The organism is Canibacter oris (assembly GCF_014197205.1).
In the GTDB taxonomy this organism is placed as follows: Bacteria; Actinomycetota; Actinomycetes; order Actinomycetales; family Microbacteriaceae; genus Canibacter; species Canibacter oris.
The window spans coordinates 23,132-35,422 of sequence record NZ_JACIFD010000012.1 but is presented as its reverse complement, the minus strand read 5'-3'; the positions used below and the strand labels follow the sequence as shown (position 1 = coordinate 35,422).

Below are 12,291 nucleotides of genomic sequence, written 5' to 3'. Positions count from 1 at the left end.
TGCTTTTATCGCAAACTACTCAGCTCTTAAACGAGCGATAATTAAGCAGCTTTCACGGCTGAGAGCTCAAGCTCGATTACAACCTTGTTGCTAACAACCAGATTGCCAGTCTTCTCAACAGCTGCGTTAAACTCAATGCCGAAATCACTGCGCTCAACGGTGGTTTTAGCGCTCAGGCCGAGACGCTGCTGCCCGTAAGCATCTTCACCGAAAGCGCCGAGCTCCGCGTCGAAGGTGACCTCTTTGGTAACGCCGCGCATGGTCAACTCACCGGTGATTTTTGCTTCCTGTGGGCTCTGGAATTCAATATTCTGTGACTTGAACTCGAAGGTTGGGAATTCATCTGCTGCGAAGAAGTCACTGGTCTGCAGATGCTGGTCACGATCTTTGTTGTTGGTGCTTACAGATGCTACCTGCACAGTAGCTTCAACGGTTGAATCTACAGGGTTAGCGGCGGTAACGATGGTTCCGCTGAAGTCAGCAAAGTTACCTTTTACCTTGCTAATACCCATGTGACGCACAGTAAATGAAACCTCAGAGTGCACTGGATCAATATTCCAGGTGGCTGCCTCGTAGCCAGGAATCTGCTCAGCTGAAACGGTCATATTTTTTCTCCTTCAACAGTGTGAAACAAAGTGTTAAACCCAGTCTAGTATCAAAAAGCTGAAAAATAAATGCAAATGGATATATTTTTATCTCGGGCGCGTCTTCGCTGCTTCTCTAGCAGCCGTAACTGCCTTGCTATCGCGTGCTAAAGGCACAAAGTCACCGTATTTACGCTCCGCAGCAACTCGAATCAAAAAATCACTTACCGCAGGATTCTTCGGCAACAATGAACCATGCAAATAAGTACCAATCACATTTTTGAAGCGAGCACCCTCAACTCCATCTGTCGGGTTATTTCCTGCGCCACGCAAAACTTTGCCAAAGGGCACCGCAGCTGCACCAAGCACCGTATTACCGGAATGGTTCTCGTAACCAACAATCTCGCCAAACTCGGCTGACTCCAGCACGATGTTACCAATCATCCGGGCATCACCGCCGCGGGTTTCAACGTCTAACACGCCAATACCCTCCATTATTTTGCCAGCAGCCGTCACGAAACAGTGCCCAAAGAGCTGATATAGGCCGCAAATCAGTAGCATTGGGACACCTGAAGCAGCTAGCTCCCGCAGTTTGTCAGCCTTCAGCTGCAGATCAGCGGCAACAATTTCCTGCCCAGAATCCTGCCCACCACCGCCCAAAAAAATATCCGCATCTGGCAGTTCTTCCCCGGGATTCACCGCAATCACTGTGGTGTCATATCCATGCGCGGCAGCGCGCTTCACGAGCGCCAACGTGTTACCGCGATCACCATACATGTTCATTTCACGCGGATACAACACCGCGATCGTCAGATTCCGCGCAGCCCTCTGTTCTACCATATATTTTCCACCTCTGTCAGTTCAGCAAGCTTTTCCCGTAGTTCAAGCATTGCGGTATAGGTGCAGTAAATTCTTCGGTTTTTACCACTGGTAGCAGCCCGGAAAGAGCTCAGTGCCTGCGCAAGGTTTGGCACTGTTTGACGCACATACACGTCGTCATGCTCCAATCGCAGCGTCATATCCCAGGCTCGCACACCGCTCACAGTATCAACTCCTTCAGCCGCCAAGCTGCTGAAATCCACATCCCACAGCCAAGACATATCGCGGCCGTCTGCGTACTGATCATTAATCGCAATCATCACTGCCACCTCAGCGGGATCAAAAGACGCCAGCCCCAGGCGGAATCCGGCGGGATTTTTTACCAGCACCAACTCCAGCGGCTGCCCATCTAAGGTCAACTTCTCCCCGCGCCCAAAAGCCGGCTGCACCTGCGCAAGCTCACCCAACAGCTCACCAGTAACGGCTTCGCGACCGTTCAGCCGTAAAATAGCACGCACCAACGCCAATGCTGCAGCGGCATTAAACAGGTTATACAGGCCATCGAGTTGCAGCGTCACCTGGTGTATCTGCCCATCAATGAGATATGCGGCTTCTTGCTTTGCGACCCGCTGCAGCACCACGTCAGCCTGCAGTGCAGTAGCATCACTGCTAGAATCACGATGCTGCGGTGCCCCGATTTCGGCAGCGTGCAAATCTTGATCACTCGGGAACAACTCCCGTAACTGCGGCGCAACCCCAAATTCCACAACCTCCGCTGCACCGGTTGCCACCAACTCTGCCCCGATTTTGGCAAGCAACGGATCCTGCTGATTCACCACCACAGCCTGCGTGGTTGCAGCCCCTAAACGCCGCAGCAGCTGCGCGGTGGTATCAAGCTCACCGAACCGGTCTAGCTGGTCCCGTAAGACATTCAACAGCAGCGTGTAACGCGGCTGTACCTTATCAATAACGTGCATTGCATGAGCTTCGTCAAGCTCCAACACGGCTATATCAGCGTCAAGCTTACCTCGCCAATCGCACTCACCTAGCGCAGCAGCAATAATTCCCCGCGAAAAATTAGAACCTGTTTTATTAGTAAAAACCTTAAAGCCCTGTGATTGCAGCAGCTCCACCACCATTTTAGTGGTGGTAGTTTTGCCATTGGTACCACTGATAGCCACAACGCCGGCAGGTAAATCTGCTAAAACCCGAGCCAGGTAGCCCGCATCCAAGCGTTCCACCACGAGCCCTGGAAGGGCTGATCCACCGCCACGCAACCGCGCCCCGAAACGCACTAAGCGCCCAATCACCGTCACTATAAAATGCCGCATAGCAACCATGGTACCGGCTCACAGTTGCTAACACACTGGCAGCGCTACTATTTTTGACATCCTGGGCACCAGTACAGTTTGCGTGCCCCAAATTCCTCTAAGACAATGCTAGCGCCGCATCTGGCGCAGGCGGTTCCTTCTTTTTTATAGACCCAATGCCGCGCGTCGCGCTCCACAAGCGCCCGTTGATAGGCTTCCCCGGTTAATCCGTCAACAGTAATCATCTGTCCCACATGGATGCCGGTACCAAGCAGCTGCACCCAGTCATTCCATAGTTGCACCAGCTGCTCCCTGCTTAACTCATTCGCAGGACGGTGTGGATCAAGCCTGGCTCGGAACAGCATTTCCGCGCGATAAACATTACCGATACCCGCAATCACGGCCTGATCCATCAAAACCAGACCGATTGGAGTTTTCTTTGTTGCTGCCCGCTGCACAAAGCGGTCACGCTCCGCCGGGCTCGCATCATTTGCGGGATCAGGCCCTAACCGCTGCAGCACCGCCTCCTTCTGCTCAGCGGTAATCACCTCGCACGCTGTCGGCCCCCGCAAGTCAGCGCATACCGTATCCGTCAAAAGCCTAGCACGCACCTGCCCCACAGGTTCAGGAGGCCACAGTTCAGTGTTGACCAAACCACCCTTTTCCTGCTCTGCCATACGCACTCGGGTTTTTCGTGGTGCCCCAATCGAGGTCACAGAGTCTTCAGCAGCTTCATCCACCGCCTTTTGCTCTGCCGCTAACCGGGCACGGTTATTGCTGCCGTGCCCCGCCAGCAGCGCCCGCCCTGCGGCGCTTTTAACGGCATTACCGGCGACTGCAAGTTGGCCGTCCTGCCCGAGCTTCGGAGCGATGCCGTGCACCTGAATGCTTGGGTGCACTAAGACCTCCCCAGCGAAATCCCAGGCGCCATAAATTCCCAGATGCACCCGCAACCACAGTTCGTTAGCGAAACCTAAAAATAACTGTTTGCCAACCGCGGTTGCAGCCATCATAGGCACCCCGTTAAGCAGCGCCGCACCTTCGCTAAAACGCCCCTGTGGGCTGGTAATCTCGGCGGCTTTGCCCACGAAGTTCGCGTCGAACTGCCGCGCAATACGATGTACGGAGTGACCTTCAGGCATCTGTATTTAATACCTTAGCCCAGCTCGAAAGGGTTCACGCCCTTGCCAACGATGTCACCGGTTGCTTCATACTCTGCAAGCTGCGTCACTCGCCGCACGTGCCGCTCATCACCCGGGAACGAGGTTGCAATAAACCGGTCGATCAGGGCGATCGCTTCCTCGGCGCTGTGCTGCCGGGCCCCGATTGAGATCACGTTAGCATTGTTGTGTTCGCGGGCCAGCTCTGCCGTAGCCAGGTTCCACACCAGGGCAGCGCGAATCCCCTGCACCTTGTTTGCCGCCATCTGCTCACCGTTGCCTGAGCCGCCGAACACTACACCCAGCGCCGGAATCCCCGCAGCCTGATCGGTCGCCACGGCCTGCGCAGCGTTGATGCAAAACGCAGGATAATCATCAAGCGCGTCGTATTCCTGCGGCCCGTGGTCAATCACCTCAAATCCCTGCTCGCGCAGATGCTGCTGCACCAGCTGACTAAACTCCAATCCGGCGTGGTCGGTTGCTACGTGAATTCGCATAATTTTCCTTTAATAATCTAGGGTCGAAAACCGGCTTCATACTGTGTCAAAACCGGCAAATGAACTACAATCGGTTAGCTGCGCGGTGAGCTGCGTCAGCGTCGCCGCGGGTAAAAGTGCGGGCTCGCCTTGCGGGTTAAAACTGCGGGCTCGCGTTGCGGGTTTTCTTCAGCTCGTAAAACCCATCAACCTGGGTGCACAGCACCAGCCCGTCAAACAGATCCAGCGCCTGCTGCCCAGTTGGCGCCGGGGTCACCACCGGGCCAAAGAAACCCTTGCCATCAATCGCCACAATCGGAATCCCGACCTGGTTACCGACCAGTTTCAGCGCCGCTTCCGTGCTGCTGCGCACCGCCGCATCATAGGCAGTGTCAGCTGCTGCAGCGGCCAGCTCAGCGGGCAGCTGCAGCGCGTCAAGAGCATTCGCGATAACCGCCTGCATGTCTTTGTTACCCTCTTTGTGGTAGCGGGTGCCAAGCTCAGTGTACAGCTGCCCCACCGCCGCGTCGCCGTGCGCTTCTCGCACCGCCGCGCACACGCGCAAAGCCTGCAACCCCTGGGCGTGCGCTGCCGCGTGCGAACCTGGCTCCCGCCCCTCGTTCAACATTTCCAAGCTAAACAGCTGCCACTGCACCGCAAACTGGCGCTTTGCACTCACCTCGGTGATCCAGCGGCTAGTCATCCAGCACCACGGACAAGCAGGGTCAAACCAAAATTCTACTTTTTCTGGGGTTGCGCTCATATCAATATAGTTTAGCGCTTCCCCCACCTGAACGCTGTTGCAGCCGGAGCCACTCCAGAAAGCACTAAGATTGAAGTGTTCTATTGCTTTCAGGTTTTGAAAGCAGGTGGATCGGCCCACGCAGCACCGCGGAGCCTGATCCGCAAATAATCACAGCTGCAATGTGAAGCAGCGCAACCGCACAAAGGAGAATCGTGCCAGGCACTAATCTTACCCGCGTCGAAGCCCAGCAGCGCGCAAACGTTATCAGCAAGGTTCACAGCTACGATGTGGACTTGAATCTTGCAGGATCTGCAACCCAATTCACTGCCCGCACAACAGTGAAATTCGCCGCAACTGCAGGAGCCGCAAGCTTCATTGACCTTGTCGCAGACAAGGTGACAAGCATTACTCTTAACGGCGCACCGGTGGACACCGCGGCGTTCAGTGATAGCCGTATCACGCTGCAGAACCTCGCAGCAGAAAATGAGCTAGTTATTGAGAGTTTGCAAGCGTACACTAACACTGGTGAGGGTATGCACCGCTTTGTTGATCCTGTCGATGACGAAGTTTACCTATACACCCAGTTTGAGGTGCCTGATAGCCGCCGGGTTTTTGCAGTGTTTGAACAGCCTGACTTGAAGAGTGTCTTCAACTTCACAGTTACCGCGCCAGCGCACTGGCTAGTTGTCAGTAACCAGCCGACCCCGGAGCCAGTGGCCGCCGGAACCGCTCCAGCAGAGTCTTACTTTGCGGGCAAAGAGCTCGCCACCTGGGAGTTTTCAAGCACCCCGGTGATGAGCAGCTACATCACCGCGATTATTGCGGGTCCATACCAGGGCACCCGCTCCGAGCTGGTTAATGCCGAGGGGCGCACCATTCCGCTCGGTGTGTTCTGCCGCGCCTCGCTGCTGGAACACCTCGACGCAGACTACATCATCGAGAAAACCCGCGAAGGCTTCGAGTTCTTTGAAAAAACTTTCGGCTACCCGTACCCATTTGCGAAGTATGATCAGGTATTTGTGCCGGAATTCAACATGGGTGCGATGGAAAACATCGGCGCTGTAACCCACACCGAGGCTTACGTTTTCCGCAGCAAAACCGAGGACGCACTAAAAGAGCGCCGGGTTGTTACTGTACTGCACGAGCTTGCACATATGTGGTTCGGTGACCTGGTCACAATGAAGTGGTGGAACGATCTATGGCTGAACGAATCTTTCGCAGAATACACGTCAGTTTTGGCCACTGCTGAAGCGACAGAGTGGCGCGACGCCTGGACAACTTTCGCTTCTATGGAAAAGGCTTGGGCTTATCGTCAGGACCAACTACCTTCAACCCACCCAATCGTGGCGGAGATTCGCGACCTGGAAGATGTAATGGCAAACTTTGACGGCATTACCTACGCCAAGGGCGCGTCAGTACTGACCGCGCTGGTGTCATACGTGGGTCGTGACAAGTTCTTTGCAGGTGTAAACGCTTACTTTAAGAAGCACGCTTACGGTAACACTGAACTGCCTGACCTGCTCACCGAGCTGGAGGCTACCAGCGGCCGTGATCTCGGTGCCTGGGCAAAGGCATGGCTGGAAACTGCAGGGGTTAACACCCTAACTCCGGAATTTACCGTGGATGCAGCTGGTAAGTTCAGCAGCTTCAAGGTACTGCAGAGCGCACATCCTGACTACCCAACCATCCGCCCACACCGTATCGCGATTGGCTGCTACGACGTTGTTGATGGGAAACTCACTCGGGTGCACCAGGTAGAGGCTGACGTGGCAGAAACTAGCGTCGAAATTCCGGAACTTGTCGGTGTACCGCAGCCAGCCTTAGTGCTGCTTAATGACGATGATCTGAGCTTTGCGAAGGTGCGTTTCGACGAGCAATCACTTGAAACCGTTTTGGCGCACCTGGGCAGCTGCGCGGATTCTCTCACCCGCGGCGTGCTGTGGATTGCACTGTGGGATGCGGTGCGCGACGGGGAGCTAGCACCGAGCCGCTTCATCGACTGCATTCTGCAGCACATCGGCGGCGAGGATCAGTCTTCAACGTTGCGCACCGTACTGTCTCAACTGGCTACTGCGGCTAACATCTACCTACCTGTGGCAAAACGTAATGCAGCTGCGGAGCGGATTGCAGCGCGGATGCTGGAATTGGCGCACTCTGCCACAGCCGGCAGTGACTCCCAGTTCCAGTTGTTTAAGGCTTTTGCGGCTTTCGCAACCAGCGAAGAGCAGCTAGCTGCCGTTGCCGCTTACCGTAACGGTGAGCGCACTCTCCCAGATTTAACAATCGACACTGACCTAAACTGGGTGCTGTTGACTAGCCTGGCAGCAGGTGGCAAAGCTGACGTGGCCGCAATCGATGCAGCCGCAGCCGCTGACAATACGGCTTCTGGCAAGCAGTCAGCTGCGCGAGCACGAGCTGCCTTACCAAGTCTCGATGCAAAGCGCGCGGCTTGGCAAGAAAATGTGGTTACCGATGGCGCTGCAAACCTGATTATCCGTTCCAGCGCAGATGGCTTTAAACGAGTTAAAGATGCCACGGTGTTAGAGCCTTTCGTCACAGAATACTTCGAAATTGTTAACGATATCTGGAACAACCGCAGCTACCAGATTTCCGAAGAGATTCTGGTTGGCTTCTACCCAATGCCGCTGGCCAGCCCCGAACTTGCAGCAGCTAGCCAAAAGTGGCTTGACGATAACCCGGATGCCGCAGCCAGCCTGCGCCGAATGATTATAGAAAGCTTGTCTGATGTAGAGCGCGCGGTGAAAGCCCAGCGAGCTGATCTCGCTTAACTATGCTTGTTTAGGACGACGAAAACGCGACTCGAACCCGGGTCGCGTTTTCGTTGCGCTCATAATTCGTTAGGCTTATAAAGTATGGAAGAACTTTGGCTCACCATCAAAAATTTCTTCGTTGAAAACGAAGCCGCGTGGCGGATTCTGCTGTTTGTGGTGCTGGCATGCATCATTTGGTGGATCGTCCGCACACTGATTTCGCGCGGGGTGCAGCAGGTGGTGCGAGGGGTTAAAAAGAGTCAAATGACCGACTCCACCAAAGAGATTTCCACCGTGGGCCTAGTGCGCGAGCGCGCGATTCAACGCACCCGGACTATTGGTGCAGTTGCTAACAGCGTGCTGACCTGGGTGGTTGTCGTAGTTGCGCTGATCCTCATTCTGCATCAAGTGGGCATCGATCTCACTGCGAATCTCGCCTCGGCAGGTTTTATTGGCGCAGCACTAGCTTTTGGCGCCCAGTCCATCGTAAAAGACGTGTTAAACGGCATATTTATGGTGTTTGAGGATCAACTCGGCGTGGGAGACTGGGTCTCCATTGGTAATGTTGAGGGCACTGTTGAAGATGTCGGGATTCGGGTCACCCAGGTGCGCGCCATTGACGGTACGCTATGGTTTATTCGCAACGGTGAAATTCTGGAGCTGGGCAACTCCTCGCAGGGATACGGGCAGGCGATCATTGATATCACAGTGAGCACCGACAACGACCTGGATGCGGTGCAAGAGGCAGCTCTAGCTGCCACCCAAAATGTGATTGAATCGGCAGAGTATCGCCGCAAGGTGACAGGCAAGCCAGAGATATGGGGAGTGCAGAGTGTCTACGGAGACCGGGTCACGCTGCGTTTCGGTGTGCGTACACGAGCAGAGGCACAGTGGGCACTACAGCGAGCGGTACGCAAAGAGATTAATGACGAGTTCAGTAAGCGCGGCATCGTACTCGCAAATCAGTTACCTGATGGCTTGCTAGGGCCACAACAATGACCGCGGCAAAAAATCAAGAAGCCGAGCCGCCACGCCCACGGCTCACACTGCGGCAGGCTGAGCACGGCAACGCGGTGACTGAGACCCTGTGGCAGCAAGTCGGTGGCACCGCATTTTTTGAGCGTTTGGTTGCTGATTTTTATGCTGGAGTGCAGCATGATGAACTGCTGGCGCCGATGTATCCAGATGCTGATTGGGAAGGCGCAAAGTGGCGGTTGCAAAAGTTCTTGGAGCAGTACTGGGGTGGCCCGACAACCTACTCGGAGCAACGTGGGCACCCCCGGTTACGACTGCGGCACGCACCTTTTCGGGTAACTCCCGCGGCCCGGGATAGGTGGCTGCACCACATGTATCGGGCACTTGATAACGCGGAATTAGCGCCGCTGCACGATGCAGCGCTGCGAGACTACGTTACTCGTGCAGCACACGCGCTAGTAAACAACTTTGATTCCTAACACGATACGCTGCAAGCATTAAACAGTCGGATCTTGGTCTTTGGTCAGAGCGTCCCAGTCACTGATGCGGTCAGCCTCGGCCACAGGATCCTCACCTACGGCCACCGCAACAGCAGAACCTCCGGTCGCTGCTACCGCGGTTGCAGCAGTTGTTCTGGAGCTTTCTGCACGCGGCTGTGTCACACGATCGTAGCGGCTCGTCCCGGTGGTGTGGGTGCTCTTAACGAACAGTGCCATAACCGCACCTAGCAGTGCCACAGCTGCACAGCCAATAGTGACACCCCCCATCGCGCTCTGTGTATGAGCGGTTATCAAGTCTAACTGCGCCCCTCCGGTGATTCCGGTTTTTTCTGCCAAAAAACTAGCGGCTGGGCTGACTCCTGCCCGCCATGTTTGCCACGCCACAGCGGCCAGAAAAATGGCTTGCGCACCCAGTATTACCGCGAGAATTTTACTGCTGATTCCCTGCACCAATGGCAGCACCAATGCTCCAATCAAAATTGCAATCAGCACCGGCATCAGTGCCGCGTTGAGCTGAGTGCCTGTGAGCTGCAGGGTTTCGGTTACGGCGCCGTCGGTGTACTGTAGCGTCAACCAGGGCTGATTTGCAATAAGCAGGCCACCAAGCGCGGCCGCGAGAAGCACCAAAACAGCGTTGCGCTTAGTCATTTTCTGCACTTTCCTCCGTTCCGTCAGCGGCTGCCGGCTGCCGGCTAGCCGCTTGCACGGTAATTTTCCCGGTCTCAAAACACGACCGCGTCCCGTTGTGGCAGGCAGCACCAAGCTGCTGTACCGTCAACAAAATCGTATCTCCGTCACAGTCATAACTGATGTCCTGCACAAACTGCTGATGCCCGGAGGTGTCTCCCTTGCGCCACAGCTCACCGCGGGAGCGTGACCAGTAGGTGGCACGACCGGTTGCAACGGTTTGCTGTAGCGCCTGTAAGTTCATCCATGCCAGCATCAAAACTTCTTTGGTGTTAGCATCCTGAGCAATCACGGGAATCAAACCATCCATGTTAAACCTGAGCTGCGGCAGCACCGTTTCAATATCACTCATCCTGCTCTTCCCTATCTAGCTAATGCGCCAGGCGCACTGGCACCCCGGCCCGCGCCATCTCCGCCTTCACCTCGGCAATACTCACAATACCGTGGTGGAACACACTTGCTGCAAGCACCGCATCTGCCCCCGCCGCAATCGCTGGCGCGAAGTCACTGGCTTTACCCGCTCCGCCAGAGGCGATAACCGGCACCGTCGCGAACTCCGTAATCTGCCGCAACAGTTCCAAATCAAAGCCGGTTTTGGTGCCGTCTGCGTCCATCGAGTTCAGCAATAATTCCCCGGCGCCACGTTCCATCGCTTCCTTTGCCCACGCGAGCGCGTCAAGCTCTGTTTCGCGTTTTCCGCCGTGAGTTGTCACCACAAATCCAGACGGGGTACGCCAGGAGCGTTTCACATCCAGCGACAGCACCAGCACCTGGTTACCGAAACGATCGGCTATCTCATTCAGCAGCTGCGGCCTAGCGATAGCCGCGCTATTCACGCCCGCCTTATCCGCACCAACCTCCAACAAACGCGCGACATCATCCGCACTGCGCACACCGCCACCGACTGTGAGCGGAATAAACACATGCTCGGCGGTTTGCCGCACAATATCGTATGTAGTGGATCGCTCATCAACGGTTGCGGTGACGTCGAGGAAGGTTAATTCATCGGCTCCCTCAGCCGCGTATTTCGCCCCGAGTTCTACCGGGTCTCCGGCGTCAGTGAGATTCAGAAAATTAACACCCTTGACCACTCGGCCAGCAGCCACGTCAAGACACGGAATAACCCTCGCGGTAACACCCATGCTTACAGCCTCGCAGCGTGAATTGCGGTGACGATAATCGCGCGGGCTCCCAGATCCGCCAGCTGATCCATCACCTCAGCGGTTTCTGCAACTGGCACCATAACTTTCACCGCAACCCACCCCGGAGTTGCCAAAGGTGACACCGTCGGCGCCTGGGCACCTGCGCATACTGCGGTAGCTGCGGCGAGTTTTCTCTCTTCGAGGTCATACTCCATCATCACAAAATTGCGTGCTGCTAGCACGCCGTTGATGCGCTTGGTAAGTTTAGTTACCGCGGTTGCTTTATCGGCCGCAATCTCAGGGTTTGAGATCAAAACCGCGGTTGATTCTAGAATCACGGGACCAAAAATGCTGAGCCCAGCAGCACGGAGGGTGGATCCGGTTGAGACGACGTCTGCAACGGCATCAGCAATCCCCAGCCTCACCGCCGACTCCACAGCACCCTCAAGTTTGACCAGATGCACCGCAACCCCCTGCTTCTCAAGGAAGTCGCCAACGAGTTTCGGGTAGCTGGTTGCTAGACGCTTCCCAGCAAGCTCCTGCAGATTGGTGATGGTGTGTTGCGGTGCCGCAAAACGGAAGGTGGAATCTGCAAACTGTAGTTCTTGCAATACTTCAGCTGCGGTCACGCTGTCAAGCAACAAATCCAGCCCTGTGATTCCTAAATCAACCGCTCCGCTGCCAACGTAAGTCGCAATGTCGCGTGGGCGTAAATAAAAGAACTCCACCTCGTTGCGGTTATCAACGCTAACCAGGGTGCGACTGTCGCGGCGACCTCGATAACCAGCCTCTGCAAGCATTTGCGCTGCTGTTTCAGCTAGCGCTCCCTTATTCGGCACCGCTACTCTCAGCATTAGAGCTCCTTATATACCTGTTCGAGAGAAATGTTTTTAGCAAGCATCAGCACCTGCAGGTGATACAAAAGCTGGCTGATTTCTTCGGCCAGGGCGGCATCGCTCTCGTATTCGGCAGCCATCCAAACCTCTGCTGCTTCTTCCACGATTTTCTTGCCGATCTGATGCACCCCGGCATCTAACCGCGCCACTGTCTCACTGCCTGCGGGGCGCATCCGCGCTTTTTCCCGTAGCTCCTGATACAGCTCCTCAAAAGTTTTCATTGTTA

14 protein-coding genes are annotated in these 12,291 nt (G+C 55.4%); 3 read left to right on the top strand and 11 right to left on the bottom strand.

Annotated features, from left to right (window positions below; genetic code table 11):
- Positions 1-41 precede the first annotated feature (41 nt).
- The 6 genes from F5897_RS06225 to F5897_RS06200 form a co-directional block, all read right to left on the bottom strand.
- Positions 42-605 (bottom strand): YceI family protein, encoded by a 564-nt coding sequence (locus tag F5897_RS06225; protein ID WP_124823885.1) that lies wholly within the window; start codon positions 603-605, stop codon positions 42-44.
- An 87-nt stretch (positions 606-692) separates the two neighbouring features.
- A complete protein-coding gene (locus F5897_RS06220) occupies positions 693-1,424 on the bottom strand; it encodes a type 1 glutamine amidotransferase (RefSeq protein ID WP_183304883.1) in 732 nt (243 codons plus the stop codon).
- Positions 1,418-2,734, bottom strand: coding sequence for a DUF1727 domain-containing protein (locus F5897_RS06215; protein WP_183304882.1), 1,317 nt, complete (start codon positions 2,732-2,734; stop codon positions 1,418-1,420). Before F5897_RS06215 ends, F5897_RS06220 begins: the two co-directional genes overlap by 7 nt.
- Before the next feature lie 47 nt (positions 2,735-2,781).
- Positions 2,782-3,855: an Fpg/Nei family DNA glycosylase gene (locus F5897_RS06210; protein WP_183304881.1), complete on the bottom strand. Its 1,074-nt coding sequence runs from the start codon at positions 3,853-3,855 to the stop codon at positions 2,782-2,784.
- Between the two features lie 14 nt (positions 3,856-3,869).
- Entirely contained in the window at positions 3,870-4,370 is a 501-nt protein-coding gene (locus tag F5897_RS06205; RefSeq protein ID WP_183304879.1) for a ribose-5-phosphate isomerase, read from the bottom strand.
- Positions 4,371-4,506: 136 nt separating this feature from the next.
- Positions 4,507-5,112 carry a DsbA family protein gene (locus F5897_RS06200; RefSeq protein ID WP_124823880.1) on the bottom strand — a complete coding sequence of 202 codons (606 nt, stop codon included), beginning with the start codon at positions 5,110-5,112 and terminating at the stop codon, positions 4,507-4,509.
- Between the two features lie 194 nt (positions 5,113-5,306).
- Here F5897_RS06200 and pepN point away from each other — a divergent pair, with 194 nt between their 5' ends.
- The 3 genes from pepN (at position 5,307) to F5897_RS06185 (ending at position 9,319) form a co-directional block, all read left to right on the top strand.
- Positions 5,307-7,883 (top strand): aminopeptidase N, encoded by a 2,577-nt coding sequence (gene pepN, locus F5897_RS06195; RefSeq protein WP_183304878.1) that lies wholly within the window; start codon positions 5,307-5,309, stop codon positions 7,881-7,883.
- Positions 7,884-7,967: 84 nt separating this feature from the next.
- Positions 7,968-8,864, top strand: coding sequence for a mechanosensitive ion channel family protein (locus F5897_RS06190; RefSeq protein ID WP_183304877.1), 897 nt, complete (start codon positions 7,968-7,970; stop codon positions 8,862-8,864).
- Positions 8,861-9,319, top strand: coding sequence for a globin (locus F5897_RS06185; protein ID WP_221221332.1), 459 nt, complete (start codon positions 8,861-8,863; stop codon positions 9,317-9,319). Before F5897_RS06190 ends, F5897_RS06185 begins: the two co-directional genes overlap by 4 nt.
- A gap of 18 nt (positions 9,320-9,337) precedes the next feature.
- Here F5897_RS06185 and F5897_RS06180 read toward each other — a convergent pair whose 3' ends face one another.
- The 5 genes from F5897_RS06180 to F5897_RS06160 are packed head-to-tail and all read right to left on the bottom strand — an operon-like array spanning position 9,338 to position 12,286.
- The gene (locus F5897_RS06180) at positions 9,338-9,988 is read right to left on the bottom strand and encodes a Trp biosynthesis-associated membrane protein (protein WP_183304876.1); all 651 of its coding nucleotides are present in this window, start codon (positions 9,986-9,988) and stop codon (positions 9,338-9,340) included.
- Positions 9,981-10,379, bottom strand: coding sequence for a phosphoribosyl-AMP cyclohydrolase (gene hisI / locus F5897_RS06175; RefSeq protein WP_183304875.1), 399 nt, complete (start codon positions 10,377-10,379; stop codon positions 9,981-9,983). Before hisI ends, F5897_RS06180 begins: the two co-directional genes overlap by 8 nt.
- A 19-nt stretch (positions 10,380-10,398) precedes the next feature.
- On the bottom strand, positions 10,399-11,169 hold the full coding sequence (gene hisF / locus F5897_RS06170) for an imidazole glycerol phosphate synthase subunit HisF (RefSeq protein ID WP_124823874.1): 771 nt from the start codon (positions 11,167-11,169) through the stop codon (positions 10,399-10,401).
- Positions 11,170-11,171: 2 nt separating this feature from the next.
- Entirely contained in the window at positions 11,172-12,023 is an 852-nt protein-coding gene (hisG, locus tag F5897_RS06165; RefSeq protein WP_124823873.1) for an ATP phosphoribosyltransferase, read from the bottom strand.
- Complete coding sequence (locus F5897_RS06160; RefSeq protein ID WP_124823872.1) at positions 12,023-12,286, bottom strand: phosphoribosyl-ATP diphosphatase; 264 nt, start codon at positions 12,284-12,286, stop codon at positions 12,023-12,025. Before F5897_RS06160 ends, hisG begins: the two co-directional genes overlap by 1 nt.
- Between the last annotated feature and the right edge of the window lie 5 nt (positions 12,287-12,291).

What these genes read in the sequence shown, in the direction of transcription:
- F5897_RS06225 (WP_124823885.1), bottom strand. Translation starts at nt 605, where the DNA reads ATGACCGTTTCAGCTGAGCAGATTCCTGGCTACGAGGCAGCCACCTGG.
- F5897_RS06220 (WP_183304883.1), bottom strand. Translation starts at nt 1,424, where the DNA reads ATGGTAGAACAGAGGGCTGCGCGGAATCTGACGATCGCGGTGTTGTAT.
- F5897_RS06215 (WP_183304882.1), bottom strand. Translation starts at nt 2,734, where the DNA reads ATGCGGCATTTTATAGTGACGGTGATTGGGCGCTTAGTGCGTTTCGGG.
- F5897_RS06210 (WP_183304881.1), bottom strand. Translation starts at nt 3,855, where the DNA reads ATGCCTGAAGGTCACTCCGTACATCGTATTGCGCGGCAGTTCGACGCG.
- F5897_RS06205 (WP_183304879.1), bottom strand. Translation starts at nt 4,370, where the DNA reads ATGCGAATTCACGTAGCAACCGACCACGCCGGATTGGAGTTTAGTCAG.
- F5897_RS06200 (WP_124823880.1), bottom strand. Translation starts at nt 5,112, where the DNA reads ATGAGCGCAACCCCAGAAAAAGTAGAATTTTGGTTTGACCCTGCTTGT.
- F5897_RS06190 (WP_183304877.1), top strand. Translation starts at nt 7,968, where the DNA reads ATGGAAGAACTTTGGCTCACCATCAAAAATTTCTTCGTTGAAAACGAA.
- F5897_RS06185 (WP_221221332.1), top strand. Translation starts at nt 8,861, where the DNA reads ATGACCGCGGCAAAAAATCAAGAAGCCGAGCCGCCACGCCCACGGCTC.
- F5897_RS06180 (WP_183304876.1), bottom strand. Translation starts at nt 9,988, where the DNA reads ATGACTAAGCGCAACGCTGTTTTGGTGCTTCTCGCGGCCGCGCTTGGT.
- hisI (WP_183304875.1), bottom strand. Translation starts at nt 10,379, where the DNA reads ATGAGTGATATTGAAACGGTGCTGCCGCAGCTCAGGTTTAACATGGAT.
- hisF (WP_124823874.1), bottom strand. Translation starts at nt 11,169, where the DNA reads ATGGGTGTTACCGCGAGGGTTATTCCGTGTCTTGACGTGGCTGCTGGC.
- hisG (WP_124823873.1), bottom strand. Translation starts at nt 12,023, where the DNA reads ATGCTGAGAGTAGCGGTGCCGAATAAGGGAGCGCTAGCTGAAACAGCA.
- F5897_RS06160 (WP_124823872.1), bottom strand. Translation starts at nt 12,286, where the DNA reads ATGAAAACTTTTGAGGAGCTGTATCAGGAGCTACGGGAAAAAGCGCGG.